This window comes from Streptococcus sanguinis (assembly GCF_013343115.1).
In the GTDB taxonomy this organism is placed as follows: Bacteria; Bacillota; Bacilli; order Lactobacillales; family Streptococcaceae; genus Streptococcus; species Streptococcus sanguinis_H.
This window is the reverse complement of the sequence record NZ_CP054570.1, coordinates 1,361,660-1,383,596: the sequence shown is the minus strand read 5'-3', so window position 1 is coordinate 1,383,596 and position 21,937 is coordinate 1,361,660. Positions and strand designations below refer to the sequence as shown.

The window sequence follows — 21,937 nt, the reverse complement described above, 5'->3', positions numbered from 1 at the left end:
TGCAATTATTTTTAGAAAAAAATTAAGGAGAAAAAGAAATGAAACAAATGTCAAGTGCTCAGGTTCGTCAAATGTGGCTGGATTTTTGGGCAACTAAAGGTCATGCAGTAGAACCATCTGTCAGCTTGGTGCCGGTCAACGATCCAACCTTGCTCTGGATTAACTCTGGTGTAGCAACCCTCAAGAAATACTTCGATGGAACCATCATTCCAGAAAATCCTCGAATTACCAATGCGCAAAAAGCTATCCGTACCAATGACATCGAAAATGTCGGAAAAACGGCTCGCCACCATACTATGTTTGAAATGTTGGGGAACTTCTCTATCGGGGATTACTTCCGTGACGAAGCCATCACTTGGGCTTATGAGCTTTTGACCAGCCCAGAATGGTTTGATTTTCCTGCTGAAAAACTGTACATGACCTACTATCCAGACGATAAGGATTCTTATAACCGCTGGATTGAAGTAGGAGTGGACCCAAGCCACTTGATCCCAATCGAAGACAACTTCTGGGAAATCGGTGCTGGACCTTCTGGACCTGATACAGAAATCTTCTTTGACCGTGGAGAAGCATTTGACCCAGAAAATATTGGTCTTCGTCTGCTTGCAGAAGATATCGAAAACGACCGTTACATCGAAATCTGGAATATCGTTTTGTCACAATTTAACGCTGATCCTGCTGTTCCTCGTAGCGAATACAAAGAATTGCCACACAAGAACATTGATACGGGCGCTGGTTTGGAGCGTTTGGTGGCTGTTATCCAAGGGGCTAAGACAAACTTTGAAACGGACCTCTTCATGCCGATTATCCGTGAAGTTGAGAAATTGTCAGGTAAGGTCTACGACCAAGATGGCGATAACATGAGCTTCAAGGTCATCGCTGACCACATCCGTTCCCTTTCATTTGCCATCGGTGATGGTGCTCTTCCAGGAAATGAAGGCCGTGGTTATGTCCTTCGTCGTCTCCTCCGTCGTGCTTCTATGCACGGTCAAAAATTGGGTATCAACGAGCCTTTCCTTTACAAACTCGTTCCAACTGTTGGAAAAATCATGGAAAGCTACTACCCAGAAGTGCTTGAAAAACGTGACTTTATCGAGAAAATTGTCAAGAGCGAGGAAGAGTCATTTGCTCGTACCCTTCACTCAGGTCAACACTTTGCAGAAACTATTGTAGCTGATTTGAAAGCGAAAGGTCAAAACGTTATCGCTGGGCAAGATGTCTTCAAACTTTACGATACATATGGATTCCCAGTTGAATTGACAGAAGAAATCGCTGAAGAAGCAGGGATGACTGTAGACCGTGAAGGTTTTGAAGCAGCCATGAAAGAACAGCAAGAACGTGCGCGTGCGTCAGCTGTCAAAGGCGGCTCAATGGGAATGCAAAATGAAACCCTTCAAAACATTACAGTGGAAAGTGTCTTCAACTACAATGCCAGTCAATTGCCTTCTAAGTTGGTGGCTATCGTGGCTGACAATGCTGAAGTAGAAGCTGTATCTGAAGGAACCGCCTCTCTTATCTTTGCAGAGACTCCATTCTACGCGGAAATGGGTGGACAGGTAGCTGACCACGGTCAAATCTTTGATGGAGCAGGCAAGCTAGTAGCGCAAGTTACGGATGTGCAAAAGGCACCAAATGGTCAGCCACTGCATACTGTAGAAGTTTTGGCTCCTCTGGCTCTGGGTCAAAGCTATAAACTGGAAATTGACCACAGCCGTCGCCATCGTGTTATGAAGAACCATACGGCGACTCACCTCTTGCATGCAGCCCTGCATAATGTTCTTGGTAACCATGCAACCCAGGCAGGCTCTCTGAACGAAGTAGAATTTCTCCGCTTTGACTTTACGCATTTCCAAGCGGTGACTGCAGAAGAGCTGCGCGCTATCGAGCAAGAAGTCAATGAGAAAATCTGGGAAGCCCTTGCTATAGAGACAGTAGAGACAGATATTGACACAGCTAAAGAAATGGGTGCCATGGCGCTCTTTGGCGAAAAGTATGGTAAAGAAGTTCGCGTCGTAACCATCGGTGACTACTCTGTTGAGCTTTGCGGAGGAACCCACGTAGGCAATACTTCTGAAATCGGCATTTTTAAGATTGTCAAAGAAGAGGGGATCGGATCCGGAACTCGTCGTATCTTGGCGGTTACCAGCAAGGAAGCTTTTGAAGCCTATCGTGAGGAAGAAGAGGCGCTCAAAGCTATCGCAGCGACCCTCAAGGCGCCACAAATCAAGGAAGTGCCTCACAAGGTTGAAGCGCTGCAAGAGCAGCTGCGTCAACTGCAAAAAGAGAATGCAGAACTCAAGGAAAAGGCAGCAGCAGCGGCCTCTGGTGAAGTCTTCAAGGATGTTCAAGAGGCAAATGGACATAGATTTATCGCTAGTCAGGTCTCTGTGTCTGATGCAGGTGCCCTGCGTACCTTTGCGGACACTTGGAAGCAGAAGGACTATTCAGATGTTCTCGTACTGGTCGCAGCAATTGGAGACAAGGTCAATGTCCTTGCAGCCAGCAAGACCAAGGACGTCCATGCTGGTAATCTGATTAAGGAATTGGCGCCGATTGTAGATGGTCGAGGCGGCGGTAAGCCAGATATGGCTATGGCCGGTGGCAGCAAGCAATCAGCTATTCCAGACCTGCTAGCAGCAGTTGCTGAGAAGTTGTAATATTAGATAACAGATAGATGAAAAGGTCTGCTCTTTGGGCAGATCTTTTTTTGTACTCTCAGCTCTCTCACTTTTCTATATGTGAAGGTAATAAGCCGCTTTTCGGCAAGAAATTATGAATTGTTTTAGAATAAATAATGATATTTTTAAAAATATTGCATAAAAATACAGAAAATACTTGACAAAGGGAAAATATACGAGTAAAATAAAACGCATATTTATACGGAGGTGTTTTAAAAATATGCGAATTTCAATTGTAGGAATTACTGGTTACTCAGGTATGGAACTCCTCCGTATTTTACTGCAGCATCCGCAGGCAGAAGTCGTTTCCCTTCATGCCAGTCAAGATATGGAGGCTCCTGTGTCAGAGCTTTATCCTCATTTGAAGGGGATTTGCGACCTGAGAATAGAAGCTTTCGACAGTCAGGAAATAATGCGACGAGCAGATCTTGTTTTCTTTGCAACGTCAAGCGGAGTGGCTAAAGATTTGTCAAAAGACTTTGTAGAAGCAGGATTTCCAGTCATTGACCTATCTGGTGATCATCGTTTGCCAGGGAATATTTATAAAAAATGGTATCAGAAAGAGCCAGCTGAAGACTATGTTCAAAAAGAGTTTATTTATGGGCTATCTGAGTTTACAGATATCAGAGGGAAGCGATTTATTGCCAATCCCGGCTGCTATGCGACAGCTACAGAGTTGGCCTTGATTCCCTTGCTGCAGGCTCGGGCTATTGAGATGGACTCCATTATTGTTGATGCCAAGAGCGGTTTGACAGGGGCAGGGAAAAATCCAGCTGCATCCAGCCATTTTGTCCATGTGCATGACAACTATGTGACTTACAAGCTGAATCAGCATCAGCATATTCCAGAGATTGTGCAGCAGTTGCAGCGTTTTAATGAGGGATTGCAACAGATTCAGTTTTCAACTTCCCTCATCCCGCTCAATCGTGGTATCGTGGCGACAGTTTATTGCAAGTTAAAAGAACCTTTGACTCGAGAAGAGTTGGCTGCTATTTACCAGGAATGCTATCAGGATAAGACTTTTGTCCGTATCCAAGCTACTCTGCCGAATCTGCATCAGGTTGTCGGTACTAATTATACAGATATTGGTTTTGACTATAATCCTGTAACAAACATTTTAACTGTAGTGGCTGTGCTGGATAACCTGATCAAAGGGGCTGCTGGTCAGGCGGTTCAAAATATGAATCTGATGTTGGGCTTTCCTGAAACAGATGGCCTGCTCAGTCAACCGTCCTATGTCTAGATGAGAAAGGGTTAGATATGAAAACTATTGATGGAACGATTGCCAGTCCGCTAGGCTTTTCGGCTGACGGTTTACACGCTGGCTTTAAGAAAAAGAAGTTGGATTTTGGCTGGATTGTATCAGAAGTGCCGGCCAGTGTGGCAGGAGTCTATACGACCAATAAGGTCATTGCTGCTCCACTTCTAGTGACCAAAGCATCAATCCAAAAGAGCCAGAAATTGCAGGCAATAGTGGTTAATTCTGGTGTTGCTAATTCCTGTACAGGCCAGCAGGGTCTGGACGCTGCCTATGAAATGCAGCGATTGGCTGCTCAAAAGCTGAAGATTGAGCCCGACTTGATAGGTCTGGCTTCTACAGGAGTCATCGGTGAGCAACTTCCAATGGATGCTCTGAAAAACGGCCTGTCACAGATTCTGGTGAGTGGCAAGGCAGAAGATTTTGCTGAGGCTATCTTGACGACGGATACTTGTACCAAGACCTGTGTAGTCACAGAAGAGTTTGGCTCAGACCTGGTGACTATGGCGGGGGTGGCCAAGGGCTCGGGCATGATTCATCCGAATATGGCGACCATGCTGGCCTTTATCACCTGTGACGCTAATATTTCTAGTGCTACCTTGCAAGCGGCTCTCAGTCAGCATGTGGAGACGACTTTCAACCAAATCACGGTGGATGGAGATACATCGACCAATGACATGGTATTAGTCATGGCGAACGGCTGCCGGCAAAATGAAGAAGTTCAACCAGATACGGAAGAATTTGAAAAGTTTTCCAAGATGCTCCGCTATCTTATGGCTGACTTGGCTAAGAAAATTGCCAAGGATGGCGAAGGAGCAACAAAGCTGATTGAAGTTAATGTGCAGCACGCCAAGGATGAACAGAGCGGGCGTATGATTGCCAAGAGTGTCGTTGGCTCTAGCTTGGTCAAAACAGCTATTTTTGGTCAAGATCCCAATTGGGGCCGAATCTTAGCAGCTATCGGCTATGCGGGAGCAGATGTCTCAGTAGACAATATTGATATTTGGATTGAGGGGATTCCAGTTATGCAGGCTTCTAGCCCTGTGGCTTTTGACCCCGAGGAGACGAGTGATGCCATGGCTGGGGAGCTGCTGACCTTGACCATTGACCTGCACGATGGGGACACTGAAGCTCAGGCCTGGGGCTGCGATTTATCCTATGATTATGTGAAAATCAACGCCCTCTATAGAACCTAAGGAGAAATGCAATGAAAGATGTGATTGTTATAAAAATTGGCGGTGTTGCTGCGCAAAAGCTGTCTGATAAGTTTATCAAGCAGATGCAAGAGTGGATAGCAGCTGGTAAGAAAATCGTGGTCGTTCACGGGGGCGGTCTGGTCATAAACCAACTTATGAAAGAGCGCCAGCTGCCTACTCACAAGGTTAAGGGATTGCGGGTGACAGCTAAGTCTGACTTACCCATCATTGAGCAGGCTTTGCTAGGTCAAGTCGGCCGGACGTTGACACAAGAACTGAACGACTCGGATATTGAAAGTCTTCAGCTGGTTTCACATTTGGGAAAGACAGTTTCGGCAGATTTTATCGATAAAGAGCTCTATGGCTATGTCGGTCAGGTGACGGCGATTCAAACTGCTTATCTAGAGCAACTGCTGGCTGAGGACATAGTCCCAGTGCTGGCTTCGCTAGGAGAAAATGCTACTGGCGAGCTCTTAAATATCAATGCTGACTATCTAGCAGCGGCAGTTGCTAGCAGCTTGCAGGCAGAGAAGCTGATCCTGATGACAGATATAGAAGGGGTTCTAGAGGACAAAAAAGTTCTGCCCCAGATTCTGACCAGTCAGGTGTCCAAGAAGATTCAGACAGGTGTCATCAAGGGCGGCATGATTCCTAAGATTGAGAGTGCTGTCCAGACTGTGCTTTCCGGTGTCGGGCAGGTTCTGATTGGTGACAATCTTTCGACAGGCACCTTGATAGCAGAGGGATAACGATGACTTATTTATTTGAAAACTACAAGAGGGCACCTATTGAGTTTGTTAAAGCAGAGGGCTCCTATCTGATTGACAGTGAGGGAAAGGCTTATTTGGACTTTTCATCGGGGATTGGCGTAACCAATCTTGGCTTTCACCCGCAGGTTCAGCAGGCTTTGCTCCAGCAAGCAGGGCGCATCTGGCATAGTCCCAATCTCTATCTTAGCTCTCTGCAAGAGCAGGTGGCTCAGGAACTGGCTGGTTCTTATGATTATTTGGCTTTTTTCTGCAATAGCGGAGCAGAAGCCAATGAAGCAGCTATTAAGCTAGCCCGCAAAGCTACTGGCAAGCAAGGCATTATCACTTTTCAGCAATCCTTTCACGGTCGAACCTTTGGCGCTATGGCCGCAACAGGACAGGATAAGATTAAGGAAGGATTTGGTGATGGGGTTCCCCATTTCAGCTATGCGGTTTACAATGATTTGGCCAGCGTAGAAGACTTGGTCAATCAGGATACGGCAGCTGTCATGTTGGAATTGGTCCAAGGAGAATCAGGAGTTCGTCCAGCAGAAGCAGCTTTTGTCAAAGACTTGGCTGATTTTTGCCGACGAGAGAAGATTTTGCTGATTGTTGATGAGGTCCAGACAGGTATGGGGCGCACGGGTCAGCTTTATTCCTTTGAGCACTATGGGATTATACCGGATATTGTGACACTGGCTAAGGGTCTGGCCAATGGCCTACCCTCTGGCGCTCTATTAGGAAAATCAAGCTTGGCTCCTGCTTTTGGACCTGGCAGTCATGGTTCTACCTTTGGTGGCAATAAATTAGCCATGGCAGCCGCCTTGGAGACCTTGCATATAATGAAAGAGGCGGGCTTTATGGAAGAAGTCAGGTCTAAGAGTGCCATCTTACTGGAGCAGTTGCAGTTTGCTTTTCAGGACCATCCAAAGATTTCTGCTGTTCGAGGCCTGGGCATGATGATTGGGATTGAAACAAGTGCCAGTCTGTCAAAGATTGTTGAAGCCGCTCGTCAGAAGGGCTTGATTATCCTGACAGCCGGAGAGAATGTTATCCGTCTCCTGCCGCCTTTGACTATCAACAGGGAGGAAATTCAGCAAGGGATTGCTATTTTAAAAGAAGTATTTTCAGAATTAGATGAATAAAGGAAAAGGATTCAGTTTGAGCTGGATTCTTTTTTATCTATTATAATGGTGTTCTTGACAATGATTATTATTTTTTTGACAAATATACTTGTCAAAAAGAAAAGAATCTGTTACAATACTTTTGAACAGGAAATGGAGGGACGCTTATGAATGCATTCTTATGGTTCTTGCTTCCGATGACTTTTATGGTTTTTATCTTTGGGATTGATTCTTCCAATAAGCTAAAACGGATGCAGGGACGGATAAAGTCTTTAGAAAGAAAAAGAAAGGGGAACAAAACAATGTCACAATTTTTAAAAGAAATGATTGGAAAGAAGCCGACAATTATGAGCGAGTCAATTGGAACCAATAACTGGCTGGTAAACTGGCTGGTAGTGGATGTGGATGAAGAATGGGTCAAGCTGAGCATGACAGATAAAAAAGGTCAGATCAAGACCAAGCTGATTCGTATTGAAGACATTCGGTCTATCGAGCTTTAGGAGAAGTGGGGGATTTTAATGAAATTAAGAAATCGACTCAAGGAGTTGAGGGCGCGTGACGGTCTCAACCAGACAGAACTGGCTAAGCTGGCCGGTGTTTCCAGGCAGACAATCAGCCTTATAGAGAGAGGCGAATATACCCCGTCGATTGTGATTGCCCTTAAGATTGCCCATATTTTCAATGAAAACGTTGAGAATGTCTTTCGGCTGGTGGAGGAAGCAGAATGAAGAACCAATTAAGATTCATTTCAACAGGAGCTAAAACAGTCCTTCAGCCTCAGCATTCTTGTATCATCTATTGTAAAAAAATAAAGGAGAAGAAGTCGTGAAAGAGCAAAAACGTATATCTACACAGAAAAGAGTTTTATATAATGTCCTTATATTTCTAGCTGGAGCTTTAATAGGTGGTCTGTCTATTTTGTTTTCTGAAACTGGTCTGCTAAAAAACATCAGTTGGTCGACTATTTTTTCTGTTCAACTGCTGCGCCAGCTAGGTAGGGCCAGCCTTATCATCCTCTATCCCTTGGTCTTTTTCTTGATTTATCGGACTCGTAAATACAATGAAGCCTATGAAAAAGAAGCAGATGAGGATAAGAATTATGAATGGTACCGGCTAACCTTTAAAAATCTGGAATATGCGACTATTGTCTTTAATATCAGCAGTGCTATCGTTCTTTTTACGATTTTAGTTGGAGTTGTTTTTATTGGAAATATCACTAATCATAAGAGCCCTCTTCAGTGGAGTCTTATAGATTATGCGATTGCCTTTCTTTATATTATTTTGCAAGTTGTCTTTTTAAAGACAGTTCAGAAGGTACGGCACTATAAGTTATCAGCCTTTCCGACTACTGAGGAAATAAAAGAATTTGTGCTCTCTTATGATGAATCAGAGCTGCAAGCCAATTATGAACAGTGCTATCTTATTCTCTTTAATGTAAATCAGAGACTTCTGCCAGCCCTCTATGTTATTTTAGGGATAGTGGGAACTTTCACACCCCTCAATGTCGTTTCTGGTTTTGTCGTCCTAGTGGTGATCCATATCTATATCAATCTTATGTATTATCCAATGGTAAGAAAATATTTCAAATAAGCTTATTTCCCGATGAAAGGCGGAAATTATGAAACTACTGAAAGAACTTGATTTTATCCATAATAAAAAGGTCATTCTGGCTCTGAATATAACGGCCGTGCTGCTGATCTTCCCTTTTCTAGCCCTCTTTACTTGGATTGCTATTCTGATGTATGGCAAGGGTAGCGAAGTTTTTCATTTCTTTGACTTATTCTACCTCCTTGTTCTAATGGTCATTCATGAGCTGATCCACGGCTTTTTCTTCAAGGTCTTGGGGGATGAAAATACCAAGGTCAAGTTTGGTTTTAAGAGCGGCATGGCCTATGCGACCAGCCCAGGCAGTCGTTACAGTCGGAAAAGAATGCTCGTCATTATTCTGGCACCTTTCTTTCTGATTAGCCTAGCCCTGACCTTGATTTATGGTTTGCATATTCTGACTGCGGCTTCTTATATCGTTCTTGCTAGCTTCCATGCAGCTGGCTGTGCAGGGGATTTTTTCCTCGCTGCCGCTATTCTCCGGCAGAAAGGGGAAATCGCTGTTGAGGATACGGAGGTCGGTATTAATATTTATCAAAAGGAGAGTACAAAATGAACAACTTCAAATCAACTGCTTTAGGACTTGTAAAATGGATAGGCTTAATTGCTCTTAGCCTCCTTATAAATGTTGCTCCGATGCTATTCTTAAGGCTCGGGAAGAGTTTACCTATTTATGCAGAAATCTTATTGGTAGCCTTGTATCTGGTTTTAGTTTTCCTTATTTTTCGTAGCTTATGGCGGCGATACCAAAAGCATGTACCTGAAGAAAAGAAAAAATTTAAACTGTCTGGCAAGGACATCGGTTTTGCTTTTCTATTCTTTTTCCTTGCCAGAGTGGCTGCTATTGTTGGTGTTTATCTTAATCTCATCCTGAGCGGCAATTCCCAGACCAGTAATGACAGTGCCATACAAGGGCTAGGGGGAATGATGTCTTCGCAGCATATCTTCTTTGCTTTGCTCTTTGTTGCAACGATTGCTTTTATTGCTCCTATCATGGAAGAATTAATTTTCCGCGGTTTTGGAACTGCCTTCTTTTTCAAAAATAATCAAAAAGTTTTGCCTGCTATTGTGACTTCTGTGGTCTTCACTCTGCCTCATATCACCCAATTGACAGAGTTCCCAATTTATTTTGCACTTGGACTGGTTCTTTATTTGTCCTATGCTCGTCGGGGGAATATAAAAGATTCCATGTTGGTGCATATCCTGAACAATCTCCCCATGGCTATAATACTGCTGCTAGCTATGTTTAAGTAAATCAATCTATAAGGAATCACTATGAAATTAAAAACTTTCTTTACTAATTTTGGCCTTTATATTCTTGTCCTCTTGGCCTATTTTTATATCTTTTCGGCTATAGTTGTCTTCACTATAGGTTCCCTGACAGGAGGACTTTCTCAATTATTGATTTTGCTGATTTTTGTCATACTTGCGAGTCTCTATTCTTTTGCCATGTGGAAATGGTACCAGAAAGATTTGAAACTGGAAATCAAAAATACCAAGCTGACCAGTTCTATCTGGCTTCCCAGCGCCCTCTTGCTTGCTTTTATTATCTTCCAGCAGCTCGTTCCTATTGAATCTTCTGCCAATCAGAATGCTGCTGTGCAGTTGATTCAGCAGCAGCCAGTCTTTGCCTTCCTATACATGGTAATCTTTGCTCCTATTCTTGAGGAGTTGCTGACACGAGGATTTTTGGCTAAGTTTCTCTTTCCCGACCAAAATAGTTTGGCGAAAATCATGCTCTATTTAACTGTATCTGCCAGCTTCTTCTCTCTTCTGCACATGCCGGGCAATCTAGTCCAGTTTCTGGTTTACTTCATCTTGGGGGCAATCTTTGGCTTAGGCTATCTATCTAAAAAGGATCTGCGTCACTCAATGGCCTTACATCTGGCCAATAACCTCATTGCCTTTGTTCTCATTGTCTTCTTTTAATAGAAAAACTAAATATAAGACAGCACTTCTAAAGTTAGGCAGTAAAGTCTAACGGCAGAAGTGTTTTTTTGTGGAATGGAGTTTAAATACCAAACTGCTTTTCTGGTCTTTCGAAAGCCAGCAGTTTCAAATTCTTGTGAAAGTGTTTTCTGGATGGTATAATAAGCTATCAAACGAAAAGAGGTTTCCTTATGTCTAAAGTCCTATTAATTGTCAACCCTAGCTCAGGAGGAGAAAAAGCCAAGTCCTATGAAGAATTAGCAAGGGAAAAGCTGGCAGAATGTTTCGATGAGGTAGTGGTCAAGCATACTGAAAAAGGCGGAGACGCAGCAGCTTTTGCTAAGCAAGCCGCAGAAGACCATTATGATAGCGTCTTTGTCATGGGTGGCGATGGAACTGTCAATGAAGGAATCAGTGGTCTGGCTGAACTAGACTATCGTCCGACCTTTGGTTTCTTTCCACTTGGTACGGTCAATGACTTGGCGCGTGCTCTCGGCATTCCCCTAGACGCTGAAGAAGCCATCCAAAATCTGGATATCAACAAAGTCAAACCACTTGATATCGGCAAGATTAATGACCAGTACTTTATGAATGTGGTTGCCATTGGAACTATTCCAGAGTCGATCAACAATGTAGATTCTGAAGACAAGACCAAGTGGGGTAAGTTTGCCTACTTTATCTCTGGTTTCAAGCAGTTGATGGATACTAGTTTTTACGAATTTCACTTGAAGATTGATGGAGAGGAGCGCACGATAAAGAGCAGCACACTCTTGATTGGCTCTACCAACTCAATCGGAGGTTTCGAGAGTATTCTCCCTGAAGCCACTGTCAATGATGGCTTGCTCCATCTCTTGTATCTTAAGGATAAAAATCTCTTGGACACCTTGGTTTCTGTTCCAGATTTGATTTCGGGCAATGGTGAAGAAAGTGATAATATCGAGTATCTAACCTTTAAGGAAATCACAGTTGAGTTGGCTGATGCAAACGCAGAGCTCAGCGTCAACGTTGACGGAGATGAGGGCGACCAATTGCCAGTAACGATTCGTGTCTTGCCATCTCACTTGAATGTGTATTACTAATTATTTTGGGAAGTTCAGAAAAGCTAGATGATGTTTGCTTTATCTGTTCTCCTTGCTAGTTTAGATTACAAAACCCCTCTTTCCATATTTTGGAAAGAGGGGTTTTTTGTCTTATAAACCGTAATTATAGTCGTCATCCTGCATGGCTTCAACTTCGCCCAGCAGGTAGCCGTTACCCACTTGGGAGAAGAAGTCATGGTTGGAAGTACCGGTTGAGATACCGTTCATAACGATAGGATTGACATCGTCCGCTGAGTCTGGGAAGAGGGGATCCTGTCCCAGATTCATCAGAGCCTTGTTGGCATTGTAGCGCAGGAAGGTCTTGACCTCTTCGGTCCAGCCGACTGTGTCATACAGGCTTTCAGTATAGCCTTCTTCATTTTCATAGAGGGTGTAGAGCAGGTCATACATCCATTCTTTGAGTTTTTCTTGCTCGTCTTCTGGCAGCTCGTTAAAAGCTAGCTGGAACTTGTAGCCGATATAGGTTCCATGGACAGATTCATCACGGATAATCAGCTTGATAATCTCAGCAACGTTAGCCAGTTTGTTGTTGCCCAGATAGTAGAGCGGAGTAAAGAAACCAGAGTAGAAGAGGAAGGTTTCCAAGAAAACGCTGGCTATTTTCTTTTCCAGAGCTGTACCGTTCAGGTAAATCTCGTTGATAATCTCAGCTTTCTTTTGCAGGTATGGATTGGTGTTGGTCCAAGCAAAGATTTCATCAATTTCTGACTTGGTATTGAGCGTAGAAAAGATAGAAGAGTAGGACTTGGCGTGAACGGATTCCATAAATTGAATGTTGTTGAAGACAGCTTCTTCGTGGGCAGTGCGGACATCCTTGCGCAGGGCATCCACACCAGACTCAGACTGGAGGGTATCCAGCAGGGTCAAGCCGCCGAAGACTTTGCCGACCAGATCTTTTTCCTTGTGAGACAGCTTTCTCCAGTCATCCAGGTCATTGGATAGGGGAATCCGCGTATCCAGCCAGAATTGCTCGGTCAGTTTTTCCCAGGTGGACTTATCGATGACATCTTCAATAGCGTTCCAGTTAATGGCTTTATAGTAAGTTTGCATTCGTTCTCCTTTAGTAGATGGTACGACCTGATGTGGTATCAGCTATCACTTCTTGGATACTGTCCCAATGCTCCACGATTTCACCTTCCTGTTCATGATGAGGAAAGTAAAATTGCGACGTGGTCGAATTTCCTTTTCTTTTTCTAAAATCTCTTGTTAGATGACACAGCTTTCACATTGGTTGGCACCTACTTCGCCGCCATCATCAGTAAAGGTGCGGACGTAGTAGATGGACTTGATTCCCTTGTTGAAGGCGTAGTTACGCAGGATAGAAAGATCGCGGGTTGTTTGCTTGCTTTCTTTTTTCCATTCGTAAAGACCTTTAGGGATATCACTGCGCATAAAGAGAGTCAGGGAAAGACCTTGGTCCACGTGCTCAGTTGCGGCTGCATAGACATCGATAACCTTGCGCATGTCCATGTCATAGGCGCTGGTGTAGTAAGGAATAGTCTCAGTTGACAGACCAGCAGCAGGATAGTAGATCTTACCGATTTTCTTTTCTTGACGTTCTTCGATCCGCTGGGTAATTGGGTGAATTGAAGCAGAAACGTCATTGATGTAGCTGATAGAGCCATTTGGTGCAACAGCTAGGCGGTTTTGATGGTAGAGACCATCAGCCTTGATCTTGTCACGCAACTCTGCCCAATCCTCTGCAGATGGGATAAAGATGCTTGCAAAGAGTTCTTTGACACGGTCAGACTTAGGTACAAATTCACCCGTCAGGTACTTGTCAAAGTAAGTGCCGTTGGCATAATCAGATTTTTCAAAGTTATGGAAGGTCACGCCACGCTCGCGAGCGATATTGTTAGACTCAACTAAAGTCCAGTAGTTCATAAGCATGAAGTAGATGCTAGTGAACTCTACAGCTTCCGCTGATCCATAATCAATCAACTGCTGAGCCAAGTAGCTGTGCAGTCCCATAGCTCCCAGACCAAAGGTATGCGCCAGACTGTTACCATTGTCGATAGAAGGCACAGCTGTGATGTGTGAGCTGTCTGTGACAAAGGTCAGGGCGCGTGTCATAGTCCGGATGGATTTTCCAAAGTCAGGCGAAGTCATCATGTTGACAACGTTCGTAGAGCCCAAGTTACATGATACATCTGTCCCCAGGTGAAGATACTCTTGCGCATCATTCAAGAGGCTAGGCTCTTGTACCTGTAGGATTTCAGAGCAAAGATTACTCATGATGATTTTACCGTCGATTGGATTTGAACGGTTGGCTGTATCAATGTTTACGACATAAGGGTAGCCAGATTCTTGTTGGAGTTTAGAAATTTCTGTTTCCAAATCACGGGCCTTGATCTTAGTCTTAGTGATATTTGGATTAGCGACCAACTCATCATATTTTTCAGTGATGTCAAGGTAGGCAAATGGTACACCGTACTCGCGTTCAACAGAATATGGGCTGAAGAGGTACATTTCTTCATTTTTATGCGCTAATTCGTAGAACTTATCCGGAATGACAACACCGAGTGAGAGGGTTTTAACCCGAACTTTTTCGTCGGCATTTTCTTTCTTGGTAGAAAGGAAGGCGATGATATCTGGGTGGAAGACATTGAGGTAAACAACCCCAGCTCCCTGACGTTGGCCCAACTGGTTAGAGTAAGAGAAACTGTCCTCAAAGAGTTTCATAACAGGCACAACCCCAGATGCAGCACCTTCATAGCCCTTGATAGGTGCTCCAGCTTCCCGCAGATTGCTGAGGGAAATACCGACCCCGCCTCCGATACGAGACAATTGCAGGGCAGAGTTGATGGAGCGGCCGATAGAGTTCATGTCATCTGTTACTTGGATGAGGAAACAGGAAACCAATTCACCACGACGAGCCCGACCAGCGTTGAGGAAGCTTGGTGTAGCAGGTTGGTAGCGCTGGTGGATAATTTCATTGGCAATATCCTTGGCAATGGCTTCATCTCCGTTGGCAAAGTAGAGGGCGTTGAAGAGTACCCGATCTTCCATGCTTTCCAGATAGTATTCGCCATCATTTGTCTTCAGGGCATACTGGTTGTAGAACTTATAAGCAGCCATGAAAGATTTAAACTTGAAATCTTGAGCATGGATAAAAGCAGTCAGCTCCTCGATGTATTCAGGAGAATAAAGTTCAATAAATTCCTTTTCCAAATAGTTTTCTTCTATTAAATATTTAATTTTTTCTGTGATAGAAGAAAATTGCTTGGTGTTTGGCTCAACGTTTTCTTTAAAAAAAGCTTTTAAGGCTTCTTGATCTTTATGAAGCATAATCTGACCATTAACTGGACGGTTGATTTCGTTGTTGAGTCGGAAGTATGTCACATCCTCTAAATGTTTGAGTCCCATGTTTTTCCTTTTCTATATAAATAAGATAATTAGCTAGCGGAAAAATATCCGCCTTACAAAAGAAACGGCCCCTATGAGCATAGGAGCTGCAGTTTGCCCTGATAATCTGTCTTTTAGTTTATCTCCCAATCAAGGCGCGCCGCCCTCAAAATAAACTACATTAAGACAGTTTTTTCAATTTACCAGGTTGGAAACCAGAAAATGCCTCAGTTGCTGTCTGAATCACAGGAGCAGTATTGAAACCAAGATCTTTGACATGGTCAATGAATTCTGGCTGTTCATCCAAGTTGATTTCGCGGTATTCTACATGATTAGTATCTAAGAAGCGCTTGGTCATTTTGCACTGAACGCAGTTGTTTTTTGAGTAAATAGTTACCATTAAAAATTCCTCTAAACTTTCGTTTTTTCTTTTAAATAATACGAAACTAGTATATCTAAAAGAAAATAGAATGTCAATAGTTTTGAACTAAATATTGTGTGATATTTTGTTATAGGATAGATTGCAATACAATATATAGTGTTTGTATAAGCAGTGAAAAGAAGTGAAAAATTGCAGAAAAGGAGCAAAATGCTGATGCAGCAATGCTTAAACAAGTCTTAAAATGTTAGAAAAATGACTAGTAGCTTTTCCGCCAAAAACAAAAATCCAATATCTTGTGTTACAGAATTTAGGGAATCACTAGGAGGAGTGGAGGGAGGAGTTTATATTCTTATTTTATAACAATTAGTTCCCATAAAATAAGAAATTAACAATTGAAAATTTGGTGGCAGACTTTTTTGAATAAAGCTTGGGAAATGTGGGATTTTGCTCGAAAATTCTCTCTTCAATATAATAAGAAGAGTTTTCATTTCCTAAGAAATATTTTGTAAGCGGGCTATAAAATTCTTGAAAAAGATTTCAAAAGGTGATATAATATCAACTTGTAAGGGTTATCACAATAACTCAAAAAGAATTTTTTAAAAGGAGAGTCTAACTATGGCTTCTAAAGATTTCCACATTGTAGCAGAAACAGGTATTCACGCACGTCCAGCAACTTTGTTGGTTCAAACTGCTAGCAAATTCGCTTCAGACATCACGCTTGAATACAAAGGTAAATCAGTAAACTTGAAATCTATCATGGGTGTTATGAGTCTCGGTGTTGGCCAAGGAGCTGATGTTAAGATCTCAGCTGAAGGTGCAGATGCAGACGATGCTATCGCTGCAATCTCTGAAACAATGGAAAAAGAAGGATTGGCTTAATATGACAGAAATGCTTAAAGGAATTGCAGCATCTGACGGTGTTGCCGTTGCTAAGGCATATCTATTAGTTCAACCGGATTTATCATTTGAGACTGTTTCAGTCGAAGATACGAATGCAGAAGAGGCTCGTTTGGATGCAGCTCTTGAAGCTTCACAGAACGAGCTTTCTGTTATCCGTGAGAAAGCAGTAGATAGCCTTGGTGAGGAAGCCGCTCAGGTGTTTGACGCTCACTTAATGGTACTTGCTGACCCTGAAATGGTTGGGCAAATCAAAGAAACAATCCGTGCGAAAAAGACCAATGCAGAAGCTGGTCTGAAAGAAGTAACGGACATGTTTATCACTCTCTTTGAAAACATGGACGACAATCCATATATGCAGGAACGTGCGGCAGATATTCGCGACGTGACGAAGCGTGTTCTTGCTAACCTTTTGGGCAAGAAATTGCCAAACCCAGCGTCTATCAATGAAGAATCAGTTGTGATTGCTCATGACTTGACTCCTTCTGATACAGCACAGCTGGATAAGAAATTTGTTAAAGCTTTTGTAACCAATATCGGCGGACGGACAAGCCACTCTGCTATCATGGCACGTACGCTTGAAATCGCAGCAGTATTGGGAACTAATAACATTACTGAACTTGTAAAAGACGGCGATGTGATCGCAGCTAACGGTATCACTGGTGAAGTGATTATCAACCCAACTGAAGAACAAATCGCAGCATTTAAAGCAGCTGGTGAGGCTTATGCTAAGCAAAAAGCTGAATGGGAATTGCTTAAGGATGCTCAGACTGTGACTGCAGATGGCAAGCACTTCGAATTGGCTGCCAATATCGGTACGCCGAAAGACGTTGAAGGTGTCAATGCTAACGGTGCAGAAGCAGTTGGTCTTTACCGGACTGAGTTCCTTTACATGGATTCTCAAGACTTCCCAACAGAAGATGAGCAGTATGAAGCATACAAGGCTGTGCTTGAAGGAATGAATGGAAAACCAGTAGTTGTTCGTACAATGGACATTGGTGGAGATAAGGAGCTTCCTTACTTCGATATGCCGCATGAAATGAACCCATTCCTTGGTTTCCGTGCTTTGCGTATCTCTATCTCTGAAACTGGTGATGCTATGTTCCGTACACAAATCCGCGCTCTCTTGCGTGCTTCTGTACATGGACAATTGCGTATCATGTTCCCAATGGTAGCCCTTCTGACAGAATTCCGCAAAGCTAAAGCGGTTTATGACGAAGAAAAAGCTAAGTTGCAGGCTGAAGGCGTTGCAGTAGCAGACAATATCCAAGTGGGTATCATGATTGAAATCCCAGCAGCAGCTATGTTGGCGGATCAATTTGCCAAGGAAGTAGACTTCTTCTCTATCGGTACTAACGACTTGATCCAGTACACTATGGCAGCTGACCGGATGAATGAGCAAGTCTCTTACCTCTATCAACCATACAACCCATCTATTCTTCGCTTGATTAACAATGTTATCAAGGCAGCTCATGCTGAAGGTAAGTGGGCAGGTATGTGTGGAGAAATGGCCGGCGACCAAACTGCGGTGCCATTGCTCGTAGGTATGGGCCTGGATGAATTCTCTATGAGTGCGACTTCAGTTCTTCGGACTCGTAGCCTCATGAAGAAGCTGGATACGAAGAAGATGGAAGAATTGGCTCAGCGTGCACTGACCGAATGTGCAACGATGGAAGAAGTTCTTGAGCTTGAAAAAGAATATCTGGACTTTGATTAATCTGAAAAATTAAGATCAGGGAGATTTTCCTGGTCTTTTTTAGTTTTCTTCAGGGGCAGAGTGAAGCTTGAGCATAAAGTTGAAATCAAAGAAAACAAAAATAAGCAGATCTAATATGAACAAACTTAGATGATCTATCTTAATTGTGAAAAAATTCTTTAAATTTATAACTTTTGGTTGAAATTTTCAGAAAATTTGGTAAAATAATATTTAATAACATTTTGGAGGGGACAAGTGACACAATATAAAAACTATATAAATGGAGAGTGGAAAGTTTCTGAAAATGAAATTACCATCTCATCTCCTATCAACAATGAGATTTTAGGAACTGTGCCTGCCATGACTCAGGCAGAGGTCGACTATGCGATGGCGAGCGCTCGTGCGGCTTTGCCAGCTTGGCGAGCTCTTTCAGCAGTTGAACGTGCAGCTTATTTGCATAAGGTTGCGGATATTTTGGAGCGCGATCAGGAGAAGATCGGTGAAATCCTTGCAAAAGAAGTTGCCAAGGGGATCAAAGCGGCAGTCGGAGAAGTCGTCCGGACAGCAGACTTGATTCGCTATGCGGCTGAAGAAGGGATTCGTATTCATGGCCAGGTTATGGAAGGTGGCGGCTTTGAAGCTGCCAGCAAGAAAAAATTGGCTGTGGTCCGTCGTGAGCCTGTAGGAGTTGTACTGGCCATTGCACCATTTAATTACCCAGTCAACCTGTCAGCTTCGAAAATTGCTCCTGCGCTTATCGGCGGAAATGTCGTGATGTTTAAGCCACCTACTCAAGGCTCAATCTCTGGTTTGCTCTTGGCTCAGGCTTTTGCTGAGGCAGGTCTGCCTGCTGGTGTTTTCAATACCATCACTGGCCGCGGTTCAGAAATCGGGGACTACATCATTGAGCATAAGGAAGTGAACTACATTAACTTTACCGGCTCCACTCCAATCGGTGAACGCATCGGTAAGTTGGCTGGTATGCGTCCAATTATGCTTGAATTGGGTGGTAAGGATGCTGCAGTTGTGCTGGAAGATGCCGACTTGGAGCATGCAGCTAAGCAGATTATTGGCGGGGCATACAGTTATTCCGGTCAGCGCTGTACGGCTATTAAACGTGTCATTGTCATGGAGAGCGTAGCAGATAAATTAGCGGCGCTGCTTCAGGCAGAGGTAGAGAAACTGACGGTTGGTAATCCCTTTGATAATGCGGATATCACACCAGTCATTGATCATGCATCAGCAGATTTCATCTGGGGCTTGATTGAAGATGCTCAAGAAAAGGGAGCATCAGCCCTGACAGAAATCAAACGTGAAGCAAATCTCATCTGGCCTGCCTTGTTTGACCATGTGACACTGGATATGAAATTAGCTTGGGAAGAGCCATTTGGTCCTGTTCTTCCGATTATTCGTGTGACTTCCGTTGAAGAGGCTATCCAGATCTGTAACCAGTCAGAATTTGGTCTTCAATCTTCAGTCTTTACAAATGATTTCCCTAAAGCATTTGAAATTGCTGAGAAACTGGAAGTGGGTACTGTACACATCAATAATAAGACCCAACGTGGTCCAGATAACTTCCCATTCCTTGGTGTTAAGGGTTCTGGAGCCGGAGTGCAAGGGATTCGTTACAGTATCGAAGCGATGACACAAGTGAAATCCATCGTGTTTGATGTGAAATAATGAGAAAGGCGGCTTTGTGCGGCCTTTTTTCTTACCTTGATGAACTTGTAAATTTAACAAGATTATCGAACCATTTGAAAAGAATTAATCATTTATATGTTTAATTGCTTATTATTTTAAAATGTAAATTTACATATTGGTCTATATCTTTATGAAAATTTTCATCTTTTTCTTGTTTTGGATAGCTCCTATATTTAGTGAAAAAGGAATAAAAACATACTTAGAGGCACAAAATGCAGTGTTTTCTCTCTCATTTATTACTAATTTCAGCTAATGTTCGGTTTTAGTAATTTTCCGTAAGGATATTTGAAATTTACTTGAAAAAGAGATAAAAATAATGTAGAATAGTATTATAGAAAACGCTTACAAATAGAAAGGTGATTGCATGGATAAGAACGAAGCATTAAGAACCTTTACAACAGGTGAAAACTTTCATTTACAGCATTATCTAGGGGCGCATCAGGATGAAGTGGACGGCAAGTCTGGCTACTCTTTCCGCGTTTGGGCGCCTAATGCTCAGAGTGTCCATTTGATTGGAGATTTCACCAATTGGTATGAAGAGCAGATTCCTATGGTCCGAAATGAAGCGGGCGTTTGGGAAGTCTTCACGGAGCTGCCTAAGGAAGGTGATATATACAAGTACAATATCAAGCGTAGCAGTGGTCAGGAAATTTTAAAAATTGATCCGCTGGCTATCTATCTGGAAGAGCGTCCGGGTACTGGAGCAGTTATTCGCACTATTCCTGAGAAGAAGTGGAAAGACGGTCTTTGGCTGGCACGCCGGAAGCGTTGGGGCTTCTTCTCTCGGCCGGTCAATATCTATGAAGTGCATGCCGGATCTTGGAAACGCAATGAAGACGGCAGTCCTTATAGCTTTGCTCAGTTAAAAGAAGACTTGATTCCTTATCTGGTGGAGATGAACTACACGCATGTGGAATTCATGCCGCTTATGGCTCATCCACTGGGACTTAGCTGGGGCTATCAGCTCATGGGCTACTTCGCCTTTGAGCATACCTATGGCACACCTGAGGAATTTCAGGACTTTGTTGAAGAATGTCACTTGAACAATATCGGTGTCATTGTGGACTGGGTACCAGGTCATTTCACTATTAATGATGATGCTTTGGCCTACTATGATGGGACACCGACTTTCGAGTATCAGGACCACGATCGCGCCCATAACTATGGCTGGGGTGCTCTCAACTTTGATTTGGGTAAAAATCAAGTTCAGTCTTTCTTGATTTCCAGCATTAAATTCTGGATTGATTTTTATCATCTGGACGGAATTCGGGTCGATGCTGTCAGCAATATGCTCTATCTGGACTATGACAGCGGTCCTTGGCAGCCAAATAAAGATGGCGGCAATCGCAATTATGAAGGCTATTACTTCCTGCAGCGTCTCAATACGGTTATCAAATTAGCTCATCCTGATGTCATGATGATTGCAGAGGAAAGCTCCTCAGAGACCAAGATTACTGGCATGAGAGAGCTGGGTGGTCTAGGTTTTGACTACAAGTGGAATATGGGCTGGATGAATGATATCCTTCGTTTCTACGAGGAAGATCCGATTTATCGTAAGTACGATTTTAATCTGGTAACCTTTAGCTTTATGTACGTATTCTCTGAAAACTTCCTACTGCCATTCTCGCATGATGAAGTGGTTCATGGCAAGAAGAGTCTCATGCACAAGATGTGGGGCGACCGTTACAATCAATTTGCAGGGCTCCGCAACTTGCTGACCTACCAAATCTGCCATCCGGGCAAGAAATTGCTCTTTATGGGATCAGAATTTGGTCAGTTCTTAGAATGGAAGTCAGAAGAGCAACTAGAATGGTCTAATTTGGACGATCAGATGAACAAGAAGATGCAGGGCTTTACTGCTGCACTCAATGCCTTCTATAAAGACAATCGTCCACTTTGGGAGATTGATCTGAGCTATGATGGCATCGAAATCATAGATGCAGATAATGTTGATCAAAGTGTCCTCTCCTTTATTCGTAAGACTGAAAAAGGAGATATGTTAGTTTGTGTATTTAATATGGCGCCGGTAGAGCGGAAGAACTTTACCATTGGTGTTCCAGTGGAAGCCATTTATGAAGAAGTATGGAACACTGAATTAGAAGAATGGGGAGGTGTTTGGAAGGAACATAACGAAACAGTTCAGTCTCAAGAAGGACTTTGGAAAGATTATCCACAGACCTTGACCTTTACACTGCCAGCTCTTGGAGCCAGCATCTGGAAGATCAAGCGTCGGATTGCTCGAAAAAATGTTAAAAAAGATTCCACAAAGGAGTAATA

The 21,937-nt window shown here is 43.2% G+C and carries 19 protein-coding genes; 16 read left to right on the top strand and 3 right to left on the bottom strand.

The window, feature by feature from the left end; all coding sequences use genetic code 11:
- Positions 1 to 38 precede the first annotated feature (38 nt).
- From alaS to FOC72_RS06505, 12 genes are all read left to right on the top strand, one after another.
- Complete coding sequence (gene alaS / locus FOC72_RS06560; protein ID WP_002896037.1) at positions 39 to 2,657, top strand: alanine--tRNA ligase; 2,619 nt, start codon at positions 39 to 41, stop codon at positions 2,655 to 2,657.
- Between the two features lie 241 nt (positions 2,658 to 2,898).
- Complete coding sequence (argC, locus tag FOC72_RS06555) at positions 2,899 to 3,921, top strand: N-acetyl-gamma-glutamyl-phosphate reductase (RefSeq protein WP_002896036.1); 1,023 nt, start codon at positions 2,899 to 2,901, stop codon at positions 3,919 to 3,921.
- Between the two features lie 17 nt (positions 3,922 to 3,938).
- The gene (gene argJ, locus FOC72_RS06550) at positions 3,939 to 5,132 is read left to right on the top strand and encodes a bifunctional glutamate N-acetyltransferase/amino-acid acetyltransferase ArgJ (protein WP_002896035.1); all 1,194 of its coding nucleotides are present in this window, start codon (positions 3,939 to 3,941) and stop codon (positions 5,130 to 5,132) included.
- An 11-nt stretch (positions 5,133 to 5,143) separates the two neighbouring features.
- Positions 5,144 to 5,881 carry an acetylglutamate kinase gene (gene argB / locus FOC72_RS06545; RefSeq protein WP_002896034.1) on the top strand — a complete coding sequence of 246 codons (738 nt, stop codon included), beginning with the start codon at positions 5,144 to 5,146 and terminating at the stop codon, positions 5,879 to 5,881.
- Between the two features lie 2 nt (positions 5,882 to 5,883).
- Positions 5,884 to 7,026: an acetylornithine transaminase gene (locus FOC72_RS06540; RefSeq protein WP_002896033.1), complete on the top strand. Its 1,143-nt coding sequence runs from the start codon at positions 5,884 to 5,886 to the stop codon at positions 7,024 to 7,026.
- 146 nt (positions 7,027 to 7,172) lie between these two features.
- A complete protein-coding gene (locus tag FOC72_RS11665; protein ID WP_002896032.1) occupies positions 7,173 to 7,505 on the top strand; it encodes a hypothetical protein in 333 nt (110 codons plus the stop codon).
- Positions 7,506 to 7,523: 18 nt separating this feature from the next.
- Positions 7,524 to 7,733 carry a helix-turn-helix transcriptional regulator gene (locus tag FOC72_RS06530; protein ID WP_002896031.1) on the top strand — a complete coding sequence of 70 codons (210 nt, stop codon included), beginning with the start codon at positions 7,524 to 7,526 and terminating at the stop codon, positions 7,731 to 7,733.
- 97 nt (positions 7,734 to 7,830) lie between these two features.
- Entirely contained in the window at positions 7,831 to 8,595 is a 765-nt protein-coding gene (locus FOC72_RS06525; protein WP_002896030.1) for a DUF3169 family protein, read from the top strand.
- A gap of 28 nt (positions 8,596 to 8,623) precedes the next feature.
- Positions 8,624 to 9,166: a DUF3267 domain-containing protein gene (locus tag FOC72_RS06520; RefSeq protein ID WP_002896029.1), complete on the top strand. Its 543-nt coding sequence runs from the start codon at positions 8,624 to 8,626 to the stop codon at positions 9,164 to 9,166.
- Positions 9,163 to 9,864: a CPBP family intramembrane glutamic endopeptidase gene (locus FOC72_RS06515; protein WP_002896027.1), complete on the top strand. Its 702-nt coding sequence runs from the start codon at positions 9,163 to 9,165 to the stop codon at positions 9,862 to 9,864. The genes FOC72_RS06520 and FOC72_RS06515 overlap by 4 nt, the downstream gene beginning before the upstream one ends.
- 21 nt (positions 9,865 to 9,885) lie before the next feature.
- The gene (locus FOC72_RS06510; RefSeq protein WP_002896025.1) at positions 9,886 to 10,539 is read left to right on the top strand and encodes a CPBP family intramembrane glutamic endopeptidase; all 654 of its coding nucleotides are present in this window, start codon (positions 9,886 to 9,888) and stop codon (positions 10,537 to 10,539) included.
- Positions 10,540 to 10,700: 161 nt separating this feature from the next.
- Positions 10,701 to 11,618 carry a diacylglycerol/lipid kinase family protein gene (locus FOC72_RS06505; protein WP_032914207.1) on the top strand — a complete coding sequence of 306 codons (918 nt, stop codon included), beginning with the start codon at positions 10,701 to 10,703 and terminating at the stop codon, positions 11,616 to 11,618.
- A gap of 111 nt (positions 11,619 to 11,729) precedes the next feature.
- Here FOC72_RS06505 and nrdF read toward each other — a convergent pair whose 3' ends face one another.
- From nrdF to nrdH, 3 genes are all read right to left on the bottom strand, one after another.
- The gene (gene nrdF / locus FOC72_RS06500) at positions 11,730 to 12,689 is read right to left on the bottom strand and encodes a class 1b ribonucleoside-diphosphate reductase subunit beta (RefSeq protein WP_002896021.1); all 960 of its coding nucleotides are present in this window, start codon (positions 12,687 to 12,689) and stop codon (positions 11,730 to 11,732) included.
- A 156-nt stretch (positions 12,690 to 12,845) separates the two neighbouring features.
- Positions 12,846 to 15,005 carry a class 1b ribonucleoside-diphosphate reductase subunit alpha gene (gene nrdE, locus FOC72_RS06495; protein ID WP_002896019.1) on the bottom strand — a complete coding sequence of 720 codons (2,160 nt, stop codon included), beginning with the start codon at positions 15,003 to 15,005 and terminating at the stop codon, positions 12,846 to 12,848.
- A 160-nt stretch (positions 15,006 to 15,165) separates the two neighbouring features.
- Positions 15,166 to 15,384, bottom strand: a complete 219-nt coding sequence (gene nrdH, locus FOC72_RS06490; RefSeq protein WP_002896018.1) for a glutaredoxin-like protein NrdH — start codon at positions 15,382 to 15,384, stop codon at positions 15,166 to 15,168.
- A 597-nt stretch (positions 15,385 to 15,981) separates the two neighbouring features.
- Here nrdH and FOC72_RS06485 point away from each other — a divergent pair.
- The 4 genes from FOC72_RS06485 (at position 15,982) to glgB (ending at position 21,935) form a co-directional block, all read left to right on the top strand.
- Positions 15,982 to 16,245, top strand: a complete 264-nt coding sequence (locus FOC72_RS06485) for a phosphocarrier protein HPr (RefSeq protein WP_002896017.1) — start codon at positions 15,982 to 15,984, stop codon at positions 16,243 to 16,245.
- A gap of 1 nt (position 16,246) precedes the next feature.
- Positions 16,247 to 17,980: a phosphoenolpyruvate--protein phosphotransferase gene (ptsP, locus tag FOC72_RS06480; protein ID WP_002896016.1), complete on the top strand. Its 1,734-nt coding sequence runs from the start codon at positions 16,247 to 16,249 to the stop codon at positions 17,978 to 17,980.
- A gap of 234 nt (positions 17,981 to 18,214) precedes the next feature.
- The gene (locus FOC72_RS06475) at positions 18,215 to 19,639 is read left to right on the top strand and encodes an NADP-dependent glyceraldehyde-3-phosphate dehydrogenase (protein WP_002896015.1); all 1,425 of its coding nucleotides are present in this window, start codon (positions 18,215 to 18,217) and stop codon (positions 19,637 to 19,639) included.
- A 385-nt stretch (positions 19,640 to 20,024) separates the two neighbouring features.
- On the top strand, positions 20,025 to 21,935 hold the full coding sequence (gene glgB, locus FOC72_RS06470; protein ID WP_002896014.1) for a 1,4-alpha-glucan branching protein GlgB: 1,911 nt from the start codon (positions 20,025 to 20,027) through the stop codon (positions 21,933 to 21,935).
- The last annotated feature ends 2 nt before the right edge of the window (positions 21,936 to 21,937 follow it).